General features: G+C 62.5%; 15 protein-coding genes. 6 read left to right on the top strand and 9 right to left on the bottom strand.

Annotated elements, in window-relative coordinates:
• Positions 1-34 precede the first annotated feature (34 nt).
• From rng to mreB, 5 genes are all read right to left on the bottom strand, one after another.
• Positions 35-1,492: a ribonuclease G gene (rng, locus tag KSS97_RS05420; protein WP_030139844.1), complete on the bottom strand. Its 1,458-nt coding sequence runs from the start codon at positions 1,490-1,492 to the stop codon at positions 35-37.
• A 56-nt stretch (positions 1,493-1,548) separates the two neighbouring features.
• On the bottom strand, positions 1,549-2,145 hold the full coding sequence (locus KSS97_RS05415; RefSeq protein ID WP_217861254.1) for a Maf family protein: 597 nt from the start codon (positions 2,143-2,145) through the stop codon (positions 1,549-1,551).
• A 43-nt stretch (positions 2,146-2,188) separates the two neighbouring features.
• The gene (mreD, locus tag KSS97_RS05410) at positions 2,189-2,677 is read right to left on the bottom strand and encodes a rod shape-determining protein MreD (RefSeq protein WP_030139842.1); all 489 of its coding nucleotides are present in this window, start codon (positions 2,675-2,677) and stop codon (positions 2,189-2,191) included.
• On the bottom strand, positions 2,674-3,762 hold the full coding sequence (mreC, locus tag KSS97_RS05405; RefSeq protein ID WP_410002288.1) for a rod shape-determining protein MreC: 1,089 nt from the start codon (positions 3,760-3,762) through the stop codon (positions 2,674-2,676). The genes mreD and mreC overlap by 4 nt, the downstream gene beginning before the upstream one ends.
• A 189-nt stretch (positions 3,763-3,951) precedes the next feature.
• A complete protein-coding gene (gene mreB / locus KSS97_RS05400; protein WP_002555108.1) occupies positions 3,952-4,989 on the bottom strand; it encodes a rod shape-determining protein MreB in 1,038 nt (345 codons plus the stop codon).
• Between the two features lie 214 nt (positions 4,990-5,203).
• On the opposite strand from mreB, the gene gatC reads away from it, so the two are divergent.
• From gatC to KSS97_RS05370, 6 genes are all read left to right on the top strand, one after another.
• The gene (gene gatC, locus KSS97_RS05395; RefSeq protein WP_020297123.1) at positions 5,204-5,491 is read left to right on the top strand and encodes an Asp-tRNA(Asn)/Glu-tRNA(Gln) amidotransferase subunit GatC; all 288 of its coding nucleotides are present in this window, start codon (positions 5,204-5,206) and stop codon (positions 5,489-5,491) included.
• A gap of 16 nt (positions 5,492-5,507) precedes the next feature.
• Complete coding sequence (gene gatA, locus KSS97_RS05390; RefSeq protein WP_217861253.1) at positions 5,508-6,959, top strand: Asp-tRNA(Asn)/Glu-tRNA(Gln) amidotransferase subunit GatA; 1,452 nt, start codon at positions 5,508-5,510, stop codon at positions 6,957-6,959.
• A gap of 10 nt (positions 6,960-6,969) precedes the next feature.
• On the top strand, positions 6,970-8,415 hold the full coding sequence (gene gatB / locus KSS97_RS05385; RefSeq protein WP_030139839.1) for an Asp-tRNA(Asn)/Glu-tRNA(Gln) amidotransferase subunit GatB: 1,446 nt from the start codon (positions 6,970-6,972) through the stop codon (positions 8,413-8,415).
• Between the two features lie 149 nt (positions 8,416-8,564).
• Positions 8,565-8,942: a septal ring lytic transglycosylase RlpA family protein gene (locus KSS97_RS05380; RefSeq protein ID WP_217861252.1), complete on the top strand. Its 378-nt coding sequence runs from the start codon at positions 8,565-8,567 to the stop codon at positions 8,940-8,942.
• 49 nt (positions 8,943-8,991) lie between these two features.
• Entirely contained in the window at positions 8,992-10,053 is a 1,062-nt protein-coding gene (locus tag KSS97_RS05375; RefSeq protein WP_030139837.1) for a calcium/sodium antiporter, read from the top strand.
• Complete coding sequence (locus tag KSS97_RS05370; RefSeq protein ID WP_214963644.1) at positions 10,050-10,430, top strand: carboxymuconolactone decarboxylase family protein; 381 nt, start codon at positions 10,050-10,052, stop codon at positions 10,428-10,430. The genes KSS97_RS05375 and KSS97_RS05370 overlap by 4 nt, the downstream gene beginning before the upstream one ends.
• Positions 10,431-10,573: 143 nt before the next feature.
• Here the strand turns inward: KSS97_RS05370 and KSS97_RS05365 are convergent, their stop codons facing one another.
• The 4 genes from KSS97_RS05365 to KSS97_RS05350 form a co-directional block, all read right to left on the bottom strand.
• Positions 10,574-11,515 carry an AEC family transporter gene (locus KSS97_RS05365; RefSeq protein ID WP_030139836.1) on the bottom strand — a complete coding sequence of 314 codons (942 nt, stop codon included), beginning with the start codon at positions 11,513-11,515 and terminating at the stop codon, positions 10,574-10,576.
• Between the two features lie 259 nt (positions 11,516-11,774).
• Complete coding sequence (gene garD, locus KSS97_RS05360; protein WP_030139835.1) at positions 11,775-13,328, bottom strand: galactarate dehydratase; 1,554 nt, start codon at positions 13,326-13,328, stop codon at positions 11,775-11,777.
• A gap of 13 nt (positions 13,329-13,341) precedes the next feature.
• Entirely contained in the window at positions 13,342-14,706 is a 1,365-nt protein-coding gene (locus KSS97_RS05355) for an MFS transporter (protein WP_030139834.1), read from the bottom strand.
• A gap of 85 nt (positions 14,707-14,791) precedes the next feature.
• Positions 14,792-16,237 (bottom strand): aldehyde dehydrogenase family protein, encoded by a 1,446-nt coding sequence (locus KSS97_RS05350; RefSeq protein ID WP_217861251.1) that lies wholly within the window; start codon positions 16,235-16,237, stop codon positions 14,792-14,794.
• Between the last annotated feature and the right edge of the window lie 107 nt (positions 16,238-16,344).

Raw genomic sequence — 16,344 nt, 5'->3', positions numbered from 1 at the left:
TCAAATGGGCGGCCTCGCCACTCCACACGCCGCTTCAGAGCAACACCACGTCGTATTGTTCCTGGGAGTACATGGTTTCCACCTGGAAACGAATCGTGCGTCCGATAAAAGCCTCCAGTTCCGCCACGTTGCCTGACTCCTCATCGAGCAGACGGTCCACCACTTTCTGGTTCGCCAACACTCTATAGCCAGTGGCCTGGTAGGCGCGCGCCTCCCGGAGAATTTCCCGGAAGATTTCGTAACACACGGTTTCCGGGGTCTTGAGCTTGCCCCGCCCCTGGCAACTGCTGCACGGTTCGCACAGCACCTGCTCCAGGCTTTCGCGGGTGCGCTTGCGGGTCATCTGCACCAGGCCCAGCTCGGTGATGCCGATGATGTTGGTCTTGGCGTGATCGCGCTCCAACTGTTTTTCCAACGTGCGCAGTACCTGGCGCTGGTGCTCTTCATCTTCCATGTCGATGAAATCGATAATGATGATCCCGCCAAGGTTACGCAGGCGCAGTTGCCGGGCAATGGCGGTCGCCGCTTCAAGATTGGTCTTGAAGATGGTCTCCTCGAGATTGCGATGACCGACAAAGGCACCGGTGTTGACGTCGATGGTGCTCATCGCCTCGGCCGGATCGACCACCAGGTAACCGCCAGACTTGAGCGGCACCTTGCGCTCCAGCGCACGCTGGATTTCATCTTCGACACCGTAGAGGTCGAAAATCGGCCGTTCGCCTGGGTAGTGTTCCAGGCGATCGGCAATTTCCGGCATCAGTTCGGCGACAAATTGGGTGGTTCGCTGGAAGGTTTCCCGGGAATCGATGCGAATCTTCTCGATCTTCGGGCTGACCAGGTCGCGCAGGGTCCGCAGCGCCAGGCCGAGGTCTTCGTAGATCACGCTGGGGGTGGCGATGGTCTTGATCTGCGCGGCGATCTGGTCCCAGAGCCTGCGCAGGTAGCGGATATCCATGAGGATCTCATCGGCGCCGGCGCCTTCGGCTGCGGTGCGCAGGATGAAGCCGCCCGCCTCCTTGATCCCTTCTTTCTCCACACAATCGCTGACGACTTTCTTGAGACGCTCGCGCTCGGCTTCGTCTTCGATCTTCAGGGAAATGCCGACATGGGCCGTGCGCGGCATATACACGAGGTAGCGCGATGGAATCGACAGTTGGGTGGTCAGGCGCGCGCCCTTGGAGCCGATGGGGTCCTTGGTGACTTGCACGACGAGGCTCTGCCCCTCATGGACCAGCGCACTGATGCTCTCCACGGCCGGCCCTTCGCGCATGGAAATTTCCGACGCATGAATGAATGCCGCTCGATCCAGCCCGATGTCGACGAAGGCCGCCTGCATGCCCGGCAGCACACGCACCACCTTGCCCTTGTAGATATTCCCGACAATGCCACGTTTCTGCGTACGCTCGACATGGACCTCTTGCAGGACACCGTTTTCAACCACCGCCACGCGCGATTCCATCGGCGTGATGTTGATCAGGATCTCTTCACTCATGGCAGGGTCTCGTTCAGGCATATTCACGATTATGGCCGCATCAAGTCAGTCAGCGCTCAGCGCGCGCTCAAGTTTTGCCAACAGGGTATGCCGAAATGGCCCAGCAGTTCCGCGGTTTCGCACAACGGCAGGCCGACCACCGCCGAATAACTGCCTTCGAGCCTGGCGACGAACACCGCACCCAACCCCTGGATACCATAGCTTCCGGCCTTGTCCCGGGGTTCGCCGCTGGCCCAATAGGCCAGCGCTTCCTGTTCGGTGATCGAGCGAAAACTCACCCGACTGCGAACCACACGGGATTCGCAACGCTGTCCATCCAGCACGGCAATAGCCGTCAATACTTCATGATCGCGACCGGACAGGCCCAGGAGCATCGACACGGCGTCGGCCTGATCCTGGGGCTTGCCGAGAACTCGTCCGTCCAGCACGACAGCGGTATCGGCGCCCAGCACGCAGCCATCGATGTCGGGGGACAGGGCACGTCGTCCAGCCTCGGCCTTGCCACGCGCCAGGCGCTCTACATAGGCCGATGGGGTTTCGTGGTCCAGGGGAGTTTCGTCGATATCCGCACCGATGGCGGTAAAGGGCACGCCGATCTGTGTGAGCAATTCACGTCGTCGCGGCGAGCCTGAGGCGAGGTAAAGCGGTTTCATCAAGACATCTCCCTTCCAAGGTACGGGCCAATGCCTGACCGAATCAGTTGATTTTGAAACGCAGGCGCAAGCCGCGTAAACCGAAGCTTATCCATGGCCAGAGCAAGGCGCTGACCAGGGCCGGCAAGACCAGGGCCAGGGTCGGCTGGCGATTGCCGGTCAGCGCACTGAGCCACAGTTGCACCAGCTGCGCCAGGCCAAAGATCACCAGGATCACCAGGCTCTGCTGCCACATCGGGAACATCCGCAGGCGCTGCTGCAACGACAGCACCAGGAAGGTAATCAGCGTCAGGATCAATGCGTTCTGGCCCAACAACGTGCCATAAAGCACGTCTTCGGCCAGCCCCAGGCACCAGGCCGTGACCATGCCGACCTTGTGCGGCAGGGCCAGGGCCCAGAAGGCCAGCAACAAGGCCAGCCACAGCGGGCGCAGGATTTCCATGAACTGCGGCAGCGGTGAAACGCTGAGCAACAGGCCGATGGCGAAGGTCAGCCAGACCATCCAGCCGTTACCGGATCGAGTACTGCTCATTCTTCTCGTGCTCCCCTGGTGGCAGGCGTAGCGGCGGGCGTCGAGGCCGGTGGCTTGGTCGCGGGCTTCGCAGGTTGACTCGCCGGCTGGCGGGCAGCCGGCTGGTGAGCGGCCGGTTTGGCAGGTGTCGCGGCGGGTGCCGCCGCGGGCGTGGTGGCCGGCGGCGTCGCGGCAGGCGTTGTCACCTGAGGCTTGGGCACGGTAGCCGGGACAGGTGCAGGGGCGGGTGACGTCGGGGTGGCCGAATCGCCGCCCTGCCGATCCTGGGCTTCCTGGGCCACGGCAGCATCATTGGCTCGTTCTTCAGGCGTGCGGTTGTCGCTGAACACCAGCAGCAGGTAACGGCTGCGATTCAGCGCGGCGGTCGGCACCGCGCGCACGATGGCAAACGGCTGGCCGGAATCGTGGATCACTTCCTTGACCGTCGCCACCGGATAACCGGCAGGGAATCGCTGGCCGAGGCCGGAGCTGACCAGCAGGTCGCCTTCCTTGATGTCGGCGGTGTCGGCCACATGCCGCAGCTCCAGGCGTTCCGGGTTGCCGGTACCGCTGGCAATCGCCCGCAAGCCGTTGCGATTGACCTGCACGGGAATGCTGTGGGTGGTGTCGGTCAACAGCAGGACACGAGAGGTATAGGGCATCAACTCAACCACCTGCCCCATCAGGCCACGGGCATCGAGCACCGGCTGGCCGAGGACCACGCCGTCGCGCTCGCCCTTGTTGATGATGATGCGGTGGGTGAACGGGTTGGGGTCCATGCCGATCAACTCGGCCACTTCGACCTTCTCGTTGACCAGCGCGGAGGAGTTGAGCAATTCGCGCAGCCGAACGTTCTGCTCGGTGAGGGCCGCCAGCTTCTGCATGCGCCCCTGCAACAGCAGGTTTTCGGTCTTGAGTTTTTCGTTTTCGGCGACCAGTTCGGTCCGGCTGCCAAATTGACTGGCCACACCCTGCCACAACCGTTGCGGCAGGTCGGTGATCCAGTAGGACTCCATCAACACCAGCGACATCTGGCTGCGCACTGGCTTGAGCAGCGTGAAACGGGCATCCACCACCATCAGCGCAACCGATAGCACGGCCAACACCAGCAGGCGCACACCCAATGAGGGGCCTTTGGCAAAAAGCGGTTTAATAGGCCGCTCCTCCCAGGCAAATGTTTTCTTTATTCATACGGCATCAAACCGGCCTGGATACGAATGACAGAAGATAAACGCCAACGGGCAGCACTGCAAAGTGCTGCCCGGGAGCGAACAACATAGACCATCCAGCCGCGCTTATTCGCTGGAGAGCAGGTCCATGGTGTGCTTGTCCATCATTTCCAAAGCACGGCCACCGCCACGGGCAACGCACGTCAGCGGGTCTTCGGCAACGATCACCGGCAGGCCGGTTTCCTGGGCCAGCAGCTTGTCGAGGTCACGCAGCAGCGCGCCACCACCGGTCAGCACCAGGCCGCGCTCGGCGATGTCCGAGGCCAGCTCCGGCGGCGACTGCTCCAAGGCGCTCTTGACCGCCTGGACGATGGTCGCCAGCGACTCTTGCAGCGCTTCGAGTACTTCGTTGGAGTTGAGGGTGAACGCGCGTGGAACGCCTTCAGCCAGGTTGCGACCGCGAACGTCGACTTCGCGCACTTCGCCGCCCGGGTAGGCCGTGCCGATTTCCTGCTTGATACGCTCGGCGGTGGATTCGCCAATCAGGCTGCCGTAGTTGCGACGCACGTAGGTGATGATCGCTTCGTCGAAACGGTCGCCGCCCACACGCACGGACTCGGCGTAGACCACACCGTTGAGGGAGATCAACGCGATTTCAGTGGTACCGCCACCGATGTCGACAACCATCGAACCGCGGGCTTCTTCCACCGGCAGGCCGGCACCGATGGCCGCAGCCATTGGCTCTTCGATCAGGAACACTTCGCGGGCACCGGCACCGAGGGCCGATTCACGGATGGCGCGACGCTCCACCTGGGTGGATTTGCAAGGCACGCAGATCAGCACGCGAGGGCTGGGCTGCAGGAAGCTGTTCTCGTGAACCTTGTTGATGAAGTACTGCAGCATCTTTTCGCAGACGCTGAAGTCGGCGATCACGCCGTCTTTCATGGGGCGAATGGCTGCAATGTTGCCCGGTGTACGGCCCAGCATGCGCTTGGCTTCCGTACCGACAGCCACGACACTTTTCTGGTTACCGTGGGTGCGGATGGCCACGACCGAGGGTTCATTCAGGACGATACCGCGCTCGCGCACGTAAATAAGGGTGTTGGCAGTGCCCAGGTCGATGGAAAGATCGCTGGAAAACATGCCACGCAGTTTCTTGAACATGGGAAAGGGACCCTAGGCAACGCGTGGGTAAAAAAGTGCGGCAAACTCTAACAACGACAGGGATTTTGGGCAAGGCGCCAATATGTTAAATTGGCCGCTTTTCTGTGCACCAAACACCGAGATCGCGGCCGTAGGGCCGTAGAAATGCGGTAGTGTTCCGACAATCTAACACACGGACGGACTGCGTCCGTTTTGTTTTCCACTGGAGAATCCCATGGCGCTTGAACGCTCCGACGTGGAAAAAATCGCTCATCTGGCCTGTCTGGGCCTCAATGAAGCCGATCTTCCACACATCACTTCTGCCCTGAACAGCATTCTCGGGCTGGTCGACGAGATGCAGGCGGTCGATACCGACGGTATCGAGCCGCTGGCCCACCCACTGGAAGCCAGCCAGCGCCTGCGCGCCGACGTCGTGACCGAGTCCAATCACCGCGAGGCCTACCAGTCCATCGCGCCAGCGGTCGAAAACGGCCTGTACCTGGTTCCGAAAGTCATCGACTAAAGGGAAAGAGCCTCTCATGCATCACATGACACTGGCCGAGATCGCCCGCGGACTCGCCGACAAAAAGTTTTCCTCCGAAGAGCTGACCAAGGCCCTGCTGGCGCGCATCGCCCAGCTCGACCCGCAGCTCAACAGCTTCATCAGCCTCACCGAGGAACTGGCCTTGAGCCAGGCCAAGGCCGCCGACGCCCGTCGCGCCAATGGTGAGAGCGGCGCCCTGCTCGGCGCGCCGATTGCCCACAAGGACCTGTTCTGCACCCAGGGCATCCGCACCAGCTGCGGCTCGAAGATGCTCGACAACTTCAAGGCCCCGTACGACGCCACCGTGGTCGCCAAGCTGGCCGCTGCCGGCACCGTGACCCTGGGCAAGACCAACATGGACGAATTCGCCATGGGTTCGGCCAACGAGTCGAGCCACTACGGCCCGGTGAAGAACCCGTGGAACCTGGAACACGTGCCGGGTGGCTCGTCCGGTGGTTCCGCCGCCGCCGTGGCCGCGCGCCTGTTGCCGGCCGCCACCGCCACCGACACCGGCGGCTCGATTCGCCAGCCGGCGGCGTTCACCAACCTCACCGGCCTGAAGCCCACCTACGGCCGCGTCTCGCGCTGGGGCATGATCGCCTACGCCTCCAGCCTCGACCAGGGCGGCCCCTTGGCCCGTACCGCCGAAGACTGCGCAATCCTGCTGCAAGGCATGGCCGGCTTCGACCCGAACGACTCCACCAGCATCGATGAACCGGTTCCGGACTACAGCGCCAGCCTCAACGGCTCGCTGCAAGGCCTGCGCATCGGCGTGCCGAAGGAATACTTCAGCGCCGGCCTCGACCCGCGCATCGCCGAGCTGGTCCACAACAGCGTCAAGGCGCTGGAGAAGCTCGGCGCGGTGATCAAGGAAATCAGCCTGCCGAACATGCAGCACGCGATTCCGGCGTACTACGTGATCGCCCCGGCGGAAGCCTCCTCGAACCTCTCGCGTTTCGACGGCGTGCGCTTCGGCTATCGCTGCGAGAACCCGGAAAACCTGGTCGACCTGTACAAGCGCTCCCGTGGCGAAGGCTTCGGTGCCGAAGTGCAGCGCCGGATCATGGTCGGCGCCTACGCGCTGTCCGCCGGCTACTACGATGCCTACTACCTCAAGGCGCAGAAGATCCGCCGCCTGGTGAAGAACGACTTCATGGCCGCCTTCAACGAGGTCGACATCATCCTCGGCCCGACCACGCCGAACCCGGCCTGGAAGCTCGGCGCCAAGAACAGCGACCCGGTCGCCGAGTACCTGGAAGATGTCTACACCATTACCGCCAACCTCGCCGGCTTGCCGGGCCTGTCCATGCCGGCCGGTTTTGTCGATGGCCTGCCGGTGGGCGTGCAGCTGCTCGCGCCGTATTTCCAGGAAGGCCGCCTGTTGAATGTTGCCCACCAGTATCAATTGAATACTGACTGGCACACCCGCACCCCAACCGGCTTCTGAGGAGAAACACATGCAATGGGAAGTCGTGATCGGGCTGGAGATTCATACCCAGCTCACCACCCGGTCGAAAATCTTTTCCGGTAGCTCGACCACATTCGGTTCCGAGCCCAACACCCAGGCCAGCCTGGTGGACCTGGGCATGCCCGGCGTGCTGCCGGTGCTCAACGCCGAAGCGGTGCGCATGGCGGTGATGTTCGGCCTGGCGATTGACGCCGAGATCGGCCAGCACAACGTGTTTGCCCGTAAGAACTACTTTTACCCGGACCTGCCCAAGGGCTACCAGATCAGCCAGATGGAACTGCCGATCGTCGGCAAGGGCCACTTGGACATCGCCCTGGAAGACGGCACGGTCAAGCGCGTCGGCATCACCCGTGCGCACCTGGAAGAAGACGCCGGCAAGAGCCTGCACGAGGAATTCAACGGTGCCACCGGCATCGACCTGAACCGTGCCGGCACCCCGCTGCTGGAAATCGTCTCCGAGCCGGACATGCGCAGCGCCAAGGAAGCCGTGGCCTACGTCAAGGCGATCCATGCGCTGGTGCGCTACCTGGGCATCTGCGACGGCAACATGGCCGAAGGCTCGCTGCGCTGCGACTGCAACGTGTCGATCCGGCCCAAGGGCCAGGTCGAGTTTGGCACCCGCTGCGAGATCAAGAACGTCAACTCGTTCCGCTTCATCGAGAAGGCGATCAACAGCGAGATCCAGCGCCAGATCGAACTGATCGAGGACGGCGGCAAGGTCATCCAGCAGACCCGCCTGTACGACCCGAACAAGGACGAGACCCGTCCGATGCGCAGCAAGGAAGAAGCCAACGACTACCGTTACTTCCCCGATCCGGACCTGCTGCCGGTGGTTATCGAGAACTCGTTCCTCGATGACGTGCGCGCCACCCTGCCGGAACTGCCGCCGCAGAAACGCGAGCGCTTCCAGGCGCAGTTCGGGCTGTCGAGCTATGACGCCAACGTCCTGGCCACCAGCCGCGAACAGGCCGATTACTTCGAGAAAGTCGTGAGCATCGGCGGCGACGCCAAGCTGGCGGCCAACTGGGTGATGGTCGAGTTGGGCAGCCTGTTGAACAAGCAGGGCCTGGAAATCGACGAGTCGCCGGTCTCGGCCGAGCAACTGGGCGGCATGCTGGTGCGGATCAAGGACAACACCATTTCCGGCAAGATCGCCAAGATGGTCTTCGAAGCCATGGCCAATGGCGAAGGTAGCGCCGACGAGATCATCGAGAAGCGCGGCTTGAAGCAGGTCACCGACACCGGTGCGATCAGCGCGGTGCTCGATGAAATGCTCGCTGCCAACGCCGAGCAGGTCGAACAGTACCGTGCGGCAGACGAAGCCAAGCGCGGCAAGATGTTCGGCTTCTTCGTCGGCCAGGCCATGAAAGCCTCCAAGGGCAAGGCCAACCCGCAACAGGTCAACGAATTGCTGAAAAGCAAGCTCGAAGGCTGATGGCCATGGAGCCAGTCCTCAAATCTGGCTCACCCCCCTGTGGGAGCGAGCTTGCTCGCGATAGCGGCATCACAGTCAACCTAGATGTTGATTGTGATGGCCCCATCGCGAGCAAGCTCGCTCCCACATCTGTATTTGGAATCCCTCACATGAAGCGTCTCCTCGGCGCCTGCGCCCTGCTGTCCCTGCTGGCCGGCTGTGCCAGCCAGAGTGGGACGGTCGATCCACACGGCTACGACCAGACCGGCGTCGCCTCCTATTACGGCTCCAGGCATCATGGCAAGCGCACCGCCAGCGGCGAGCGTTTCGACCAGCACGGCCTGACCGCCGCACATCGCCAGTTGCCATTCGGCACTCGGGTGAAAATCACCAACCTTGGCAACGACAAGAGCGTCGTGGTCCGCATCAACGATCGTGGGCCGTATACACGCGGTCGCCTGATCGACGTATCGCGCGCCGCTGCCGAACAATTGGGCATGTTGCGCGCTGGCACCGCGCGGGTACGCGTGCAAGCCCTCGACGATTGATAGACGGAGCCCGGCTATTTCCCTGATCAACGCCCTACCGCTGCTCAGCCTGCTCGAACTGTTCGGCGCGCTGCTGTTGCTGATCGCCGGCGCCGAACTGCTGGTGCGCGCCGCCGTCGGCCTGGCGGCACGCTTGCTGGTGCGACCTTTGATCATCGGCCTGACCGTCGTCGCCTTCGGCAGCAGCGCGCCGCAAATGGCCGTCAGCCTGCAGGCGACCCTGGCGCAGAACGCCGACATCGCCGTGGGCAGTGTGATTGGCAGCAGCATCTTCAATATCCTCGTCACCCTCGGGCTGTCGGCGCTGATCATCCCGCTGCGCGTCTCGCGCCAACTGGTGCGCCTCGACATCCCGCTGATGATCGGCGCCAGCCTGCTGGTGTTCGTGCTGGCCTGGAATGAGGAACTGACCCGACTCGACGGCGTCTTGCTGCTGGCGGCCCTGGCGGTGTACCTGGGCTTGTTGCTGCGCCAGTCACGACACTCCGCTCGACCGCACCCGCTGGGTGGCGAGGTGGCCCATACATCCTGGCCCAAGAGTCTGGTGATGATCGTGTCGGGCCTGGCGATGCTGGTGTTCGCCGGGCACCTGTTGCTGGGCGCTGCGGTGGAAGTGGCCACGGACCTGGGTTTGTCGGAGCGCATCATCGGCCTGACCATCGTCGCCGTCAGCACGTCGCTGCCGGAGCTCGCCACTTCGCTGATCGCCGCCCTGCGTGGCCAACGGGACATCGCGGTGGGCAACGTGATCGGCAGCAACCTGTTCAACTTGCTGGGCGTGCTGGGTATAACCGCCCTCGCCGCGCCCTCGCCGCTCTCGGTCTCGCCCAACGCCCTGGATTTCGACCTGCCGGTAATGCTCGGCGTCGCGGTGCTGTGCCTGCCGGTGTTCTATTCCGGCTACCGCGTCACCCGCGCCGAAGGCTTGCTGTTGCTGGGCTTGTACGCGGTCTATGGGCTGCACGTGGTGTCGTTCACCACGGGCATGCCGCTGGCCGGCCAGCTTGAACGCTTGATGTTGTTCTACGTGCTGCCGACCCTGCTCGCGTTTTTGCTGTTCACCTCGGTGCGCGCCTGGCGCCGCCAACACCACAAGAGGGATTTGCCATGACCGACACTCCAAAGACCGGCCTCGACATGCGGCGCCACGTGATGGGCGACGCGTTCGTCGACCGCGCCCTGGGCAACGCCACCGAGTTCACCCAGCCATTGCAGGACTTCGTCAACGAACATGCCTGGGGCAGCGTCTGGAGCCGCGAAGGCTTGCCGCTGAAGACCCGCAGCCTGATCACCCTGGCCGCCCTCACCGCCCTCAAGTGCCCGCAGGAACTCAAGGGGCACGTGCGCGGAGCGCTGAATAATGGCTGCACGGTGGAAGAAATTCGCGAGGCGCTGCTGCATTGCGCGGTGTATGCCGGCGTGCCGGCGGCGATCGATGCGTTTCGGGCGGCGCAGGAAGTGATCGATAGCTACCAGAAACCTGAGTGAAGGCCCAAGCCTTGCGGTGACAGGCCAGGCCTCTTCGCGAGCAAGCCCGCTCCCACATTGACTGCGTTCTTCCATGGAAATGCGATCGAATGTGGGAGCGGGCTTGCTCGCGAATGGAACGAAAGAGCGCTGCAAACCCGAGGCTAGATCCACCCACCCCACTGCAACACAAAGATCCCCAGGTTGGTGGTGATCGCCGCCATCAAGGTGGTGATGACGATGATCGCCGCCGCCAGCTCATGGTTGCCATCGGCTGCCCGGGCCATGACATAGCTGGCGGCGGCGGTAGGGCTGCCGAAGTACAGGAACAGGATCCCCAGCTCCGCCCCGCGAAAGCCCCACAGCCACGCGCCCAATGTGGTCACCAGCGGCAAACCGACCATCTTCACCAGGCTGGAGCTCAGGGCCATCTTGCCGCTCTTGCGCAAGGCGGCCAGCGACAGCGTGCCGCCAATGCAGATCAGCGCCAGGGGCAAGGTCATTTGTGACAGATACTTCGCCGAAGTCTCGAACCAGTTCGGCAGGCCGATCTGCCAATAGGCGAACGGCGCGGCAACGATCACGCTGATGATCAGCGGATTGCTGATCACGCTTTTGCAGATGCTCCACGGATCGGATTTGATCACCGGGCTGTAGACCGCCAGCACGATGGTCGACAAGGTGTTGTAGAACAGGATCACCAGCGCCGCGAGAATCGCCCCCAGGGAAATCCCGTAGTCGCCGTACATGCTCGCGGCCAGTGCGAGGCCGATCACACCGTTGTTGCCGCGAAACGCGCCCTGGGTGTAGATACCGCGATCTTCCCGCGGGCAACGCCAGATCGCCCAGCCCCAGGCCATCGCAAAGCTCACCAGGGTGGCAATCGAGAAATAGATCAACAGGTCGGGTTGCAACGCCGCGTGCAGGTCGGCGTGCAGAATGCCAAGAAACAACAGCGCCGGCATGGTGACGTTGAACACCAGCGACGAGGCGATATGGATGAAGTTGTCGTTGATCCAGTAGATACGCTTGAGCAATGTCCCCAGGAACAGCATGGCAAACACCGGTGCGGTGATGTTCAGGGTTTCGAGGAAAATTGCCAGCATGCCGGGGGCCTTGAGAAGGGTGTCGTTAGGTGGCTAATGATAGCCACTAACGACGTTGGCGTCTGGTGAAGCGCTTTCGCGAGCAAGCTCGCTCCCACATTTGTACCGGGTCGACCACAAATCCACACTCACCACATATCCCCTGTGGGAGCGAGCTTGCTCGCGAAGGCGCCGGGTCAGCTTGCATCAATGCTGAATGTAACGCCCCCATCGCGAGCAAGCTCGCTCCCACACTGGATCTCCAGCGGTTACGCAATCATCAGGTAATCGGCGCCGGGTTGAACAAGGTGATGTCGTTGAACAGCTTGTGCCGTTCGGCCCAGGTCTGCTTCTTGCCGCTGGCCACGTCCAGGTAGTAGTGGAACAGCTCCCAACCCAACTCTTCGATGGTCGCGCGCCCGGTGGCGATGCGACCGGCGTCGATGTCGATCAGGTCCGGCCAGCGCTGGGCCAGTTCGGTGCGGGTCGAGACCTTCACCACCGGTGCCATGGCCAAGCCGTACGGCGTGCCCCGGCCGGTGGTGAACACGTGCAGGTTCATCCCCGCCGCCAGTTGCAGCGTGCCGCAGACAAAATCACTGGCCGGCGTGGCACAGAAGATCAGGCCCTTTTGCTTGAATCGCTCGCCCGGGCCAAGCACACCGTTGATTGCGCTGCTGCCGGACTTGACGATCGAGCCCAAAGACTTCTCGACGATGTTCGACAACCCACCCTTCTTGTTGCCCGGCGTGGTGTTGGCGCTGCGATCGGCCTCGCCTTTGGCCAGGTAACGGTCGTACCAGTCCATTTCGCGCACCAGCTCCTGGGCGACTTCCTGGGTTTGCGCCCGGGAGGTCAGCAGGTAGATCGCATCGCGCACTTCGGTGACTTCGGAAAACATCACCGTCGCGCCGGCCCGCAACAGCAAGTCCGAGGCGTAGCCCAGGGCCGGGTTGGCGGTGATGCCGGAAAACGCATCGCTGCCGCCGCACTGCATGCCCAGGATCAGTTCCGAGGCCGGCACGGTTTCGCGGCGACGCTGGTCGAGCTTCTTCAGGCGCGTCTCGGCCAGTTCCATGATCTGCTCGATCATTTCGGTGAAACCGTGACTGGAATCCTGCAAGCGATACAACCACGGCTCGCTGAGGTCCACCGAGCTATCGCCTTCGTGCATCACCTGCCCGGCCTGCAATTTCTCGCAGCCCAGGCTGATCACCAGCGCCTCGCCTCCCAGGTTCGGGTTGCGCGCCAGGTTGCGCACGGTACGGATCGGGATGTAGGCGTCGGTGGCAGTGATCGCCACCCCGCAGCCATAGCTGTGGGTCAGCGCGACCACGTCATCGACGTTCGGGTACTTGGGCAGCAGCTCGTCCTTGATGCGCTTGACCGCATGGTCGAGCACGCCGGTGACGCACTGCACCGTGGTGGTGATACCCAGGATGTTGCGCGTGCCGACGGTGCCGTCGGCGTTGCGATAACCTTCGAAGGTGTAGCCCTCCAGCGGCGCATCCGCCGCTGGCACGTCGGTGGACAGCGGCAAGCTGTCCAGCGGCGGCGCGGTGGGCATGCGCAACTGGTCTTCCTTGACCCAACTGCCGCGAGGAATCGGCTGCAGCGCGTAGCCAATGACCTGGCCGTAGCGAATCACCTCGCCGCCCTCGGGAATGTCCACGAGGGTGACTTTGTGGCTCTGCGGGACGAAGTCCACGGTGACCAGGCCGTCCGGGAATTCGGTCCCGGCCGGTACGCCCTGGTCATTGACCACGATCACCACGTTGTCCCGCTCGTGCAGGCGGATGTAACGGGGCGAATCGGCATGTTCAATCAACTGCATGAAAAGCCGCTCCTCAGGAATTTGCTTGGGACAATTGGGTCAGCTCAGGGCCACGGGTTGGTGGCTCCTTGAGCACGACACGCTTGATCGGGCCCACGATGACCAGGTAGCTGAACACCGCCACCAACGCATTGCAACCGACGAACACCAGGGCCCACTTGAACGAACCGGTGGCGCTGATGATGTAACCGATGACGATTGGCGTGGTGATCGATGCCAGGTTGCCGAAGGTATTGAACAGGCCACCGCTCAAGCCGGCGATCTGTTTCGGCGAGGTATCGGACACCACGGCCCAACCAAGCGCGCCGACGCCTTTACCGAAGAAGGCCAAGGCCATGAAGCCCACCACCATCCATTCGATGTCGACGTAGTTGCACGCCACGATGCTGCTCGATACCAGCAAACCGGCAATGATCGGCGCCTTGCGGGCGAAGGTCAGCGAATGGCCCTTGCGCAGCAGGTAATCGGAAATCACCCCGCCGAGCACGCCGCCGATGAAGCCGCAGATTGCCGGCAAGGACGCGATGAAACCCGCCTTGAGGATGGTCATGCCGCGTTCCTGCACCAGGTACACCGGGAACCAGGTCAGGAAGAAGTAAGTGATGCCGTTGATGCAGTACTGGCCCAGGTATACGCCGAGCATCATGCGGTTGGTCAGCAGTTGGCGAATGTAGTCCCACTTCGGACCGTCGGTTTTCTTGCCTTTGCCCTTGTCCTGGTCCATGTCGACCATCGCGCCGTTCGAAGCGATGTGATTGAACTCGGCCTCGTTGATCATCGGATGCTGGCGCGGGCTGTGAATGATCTTCAGCCAGATCAGCGAGAACACGATGCCGATCACGCCCATCACGATGAACACGTGCTGCCAGCCGAAGCGGTAGACGATCCAGCCCATCAGCGGTGCGAACAACACGGTGGCGAAATATTGCGCCGAGTTGAAGATCGCCGAAGCGGTGCCGCGTTCCGCGGTGGGGAACCAGGCGGCGACGATGCGTGCGTTGCCGGGGAAAGAAGGCGCTTCGGCCAGCCCAACCAGAAAGCGCAGCATGAACAGCGCAACCACAGCCGTGGACATGCCGAATTCACCGACGTAGCCCTGCAGCACGGTGAACAGCGACCAGGTGAAGATGCTCAAGGCATAGATTTTTTTCGAGCCAAAGCGGTCGAGCAGCCAGCCGCCGGGAATTTGCCCGGCCACATAGGCCCAACCGAAAGCGGAGAAGATATAACCGAGGGTAACGGCGTCGATGCCGAGGTCTTTCTGCAGGCTGGAGCCTGCGATGGCGATAGTTGCGCGGTCGGCATAGTTGATCGTCGTCACCAAAAACAGCATGAGCAGGATCAAATAGCGGACGCGGGTCGGCTTGGTTTCTTGCATGTCATCTACTTCCACTATTTATTTTTATACGGGAAATCAATCTGTACGGTCGGCGCCGATGCGCGGCGCCGACCGGTGTTGCGTGTTACGAGCCGATGTAGGAGGTCTTTACCACGGTGTAGAACTCTTGCGCGTAGCGACCCTGCTCGCGCGAACCGTAGGACGAACCTTTGCGCCCGCCGAACGGCACGTGGTAATCCACGCCGGCGGTCGGCAGGTTGACCATCACCATGCCTGCCTGGGAATGGCGCTTGAAGTGGTTGGCATACTTCAACGACGTGGTGGCGATACCGGCCGACAAACCGAACTCGGTGTCATTGGCCATCGCCAGCGCCGCCTCGTAGTCAGCCACGCGCACAACGTTGGCCACCGGGCCGAAGATCTCTTCGCGGCTGATGCGCATCGAAGCTTCGCTGTCAGCGAACAGCGTCGGCGCCAGGAAGTAACCTTCGGTATCGCACGTCACCAGGCCGCCACCGCTGACCAGCCGAGCACCTTCGCTCTGGCCGATGTCGATGTACTTCAAGTCCTGGCTGAGTTGGGCTTCGGAAACCACCGGGCCGATGTCAGTGCCAGCTTTCAACGCATGGCCGACCTTGATCGACTGCATGCGCTCGGCCATCGCAGCGACGAACTTGTCGTGGATGCCGGCGGTGACGATCAGGCGACTGGAAGCCGTGCAACGCTGGCCGGTGGAGTAGAACGCGCTCTGCACCGCCAGTTCGACGGCCTGCTTGAGGTCGGCGTCGTCGAGGATGATCTGCGGGTTCTTGCCGCCCATCTCCAATTGCACCTTGGCCTGACGTGACACGCAGTTGACCGCGATCTGCCGGCCCACACCCACGGAACCGGTGAAGCTGATGCCGTCGACTTTCGGGCTGTTGACCAGGACTTCACCGACCACACGGCCGCTGCCCATCACCAGGTTGAACGCACCGGCCGGGAAACCGGCGCGGGAAATGATCTCGGCCAGCGCCCAGGCGCAGCCCGGTACCAGCTCGGCCGGCTTGATCACCACGCAGTTGCCGTACGCCAGGGCCGGAGCGATTTTCCATGCAGGGATCGCGATCGGGAAGTTCCACGGGGTGATCAGGCCGACCACGCCGAGGGCTTCACGGGTCACTTCGACGTTGACGCCCGGGCGCACCGACGGTACGTAATCGCCCGACAGGCGCAGGCATTCACCGGCGAAGAATTTGAAAATGTTGCCGGCGCGGGTCACTTCGCCGATGGCTTCGGGCAGGGTCTTGCCCTCCTCCCGGGCCAGCAGTTGGCCGAGTTCTTCGCGGCGGGCGAGGATCTCGGTGCCGACTTTGTCCAGTGCATCGTGACGCGCCTGGATGCCCGAGGTCGACCAGGCCGGGAACGCGGCGCGGGCGGCTTCGATGGCGGCGTTGACTTGCGCTGCGTCAGCCTTGGCGTATTCACCGATGACATCGGACAAGTCAGAAGGGTTGATGTTGGTGCAATAGTCGGCACCGGCCACCCACTGACCGTTGATGTAGTTATCGAAACGCTTTGCATCTGCCACGGAGCTTCTCCTCTCACAAAAGCTGTCTAGGAACGCAGGGCGTCCCTGGCTGCGTCCCACGCGCGCGCGGGAACGATCGAGCCTTACGCAAAAAGCCGCTGATTGCT

This window comes from Pseudomonas alvandae (genome assembly GCF_019141525.1).
In the GTDB taxonomy this organism is placed as follows: domain Bacteria; phylum Pseudomonadota; class Gammaproteobacteria; order Pseudomonadales; family Pseudomonadaceae; genus Aquipseudomonas; species Aquipseudomonas alvandae.
The sequence above is the reverse complement of the archived record's forward strand: the minus strand, read 5'-3'. Positions and strand labels throughout refer to the sequence as shown.

What these genes read in the sequence shown, in the direction of transcription:
- rng (WP_030139844.1), bottom strand. Translation starts at nt 1,492, where the DNA reads ATGAGTGAAGAGATCCTGATCAACATCACGCCGATGGAATCGCGCGTG.
- KSS97_RS05415 (WP_217861254.1), bottom strand. Translation starts at nt 2,145, where the DNA reads ATGAAACCGCTTTACCTCGCCTCAGGCTCGCCGCGACGACGTGAATTG.
- mreD (WP_030139842.1), bottom strand. Translation starts at nt 2,677, where the DNA reads ATGAGCAGTACTCGATCCGGTAACGGCTGGATGGTCTGGCTGACCTTC.
- mreB (WP_002555108.1), bottom strand. Translation starts at nt 4,989, where the DNA reads ATGTTCAAGAAACTGCGTGGCATGTTTTCCAGCGATCTTTCCATCGAC.
- gatC (WP_020297123.1), top strand. Translation starts at nt 5,204, where the DNA reads ATGGCGCTTGAACGCTCCGACGTGGAAAAAATCGCTCATCTGGCCTGT.
- gatA (WP_217861253.1), top strand. Translation starts at nt 5,508, where the DNA reads ATGCATCACATGACACTGGCCGAGATCGCCCGCGGACTCGCCGACAAA.
- gatB (WP_030139839.1), top strand. Translation starts at nt 6,970, where the DNA reads ATGCAATGGGAAGTCGTGATCGGGCTGGAGATTCATACCCAGCTCACC.
- KSS97_RS05380 (WP_217861252.1), top strand. Translation starts at nt 8,565, where the DNA reads ATGAAGCGTCTCCTCGGCGCCTGCGCCCTGCTGTCCCTGCTGGCCGGC.
- KSS97_RS05370 (WP_214963644.1), top strand. Translation starts at nt 10,050, where the DNA reads ATGACCGACACTCCAAAGACCGGCCTCGACATGCGGCGCCACGTGATG.
- KSS97_RS05365 (WP_030139836.1), bottom strand. Translation starts at nt 11,515, where the DNA reads ATGCTGGCAATTTTCCTCGAAACCCTGAACATCACCGCACCGGTGTTT.
- garD (WP_030139835.1), bottom strand. Translation starts at nt 13,328, where the DNA reads ATGCAGTTGATTGAACATGCCGATTCGCCCCGTTACATCCGCCTGCAC.
- KSS97_RS05355 (WP_030139834.1), bottom strand. Translation starts at nt 14,706, where the DNA reads ATGCAAGAAACCAAGCCGACCCGCGTCCGCTATTTGATCCTGCTCATG.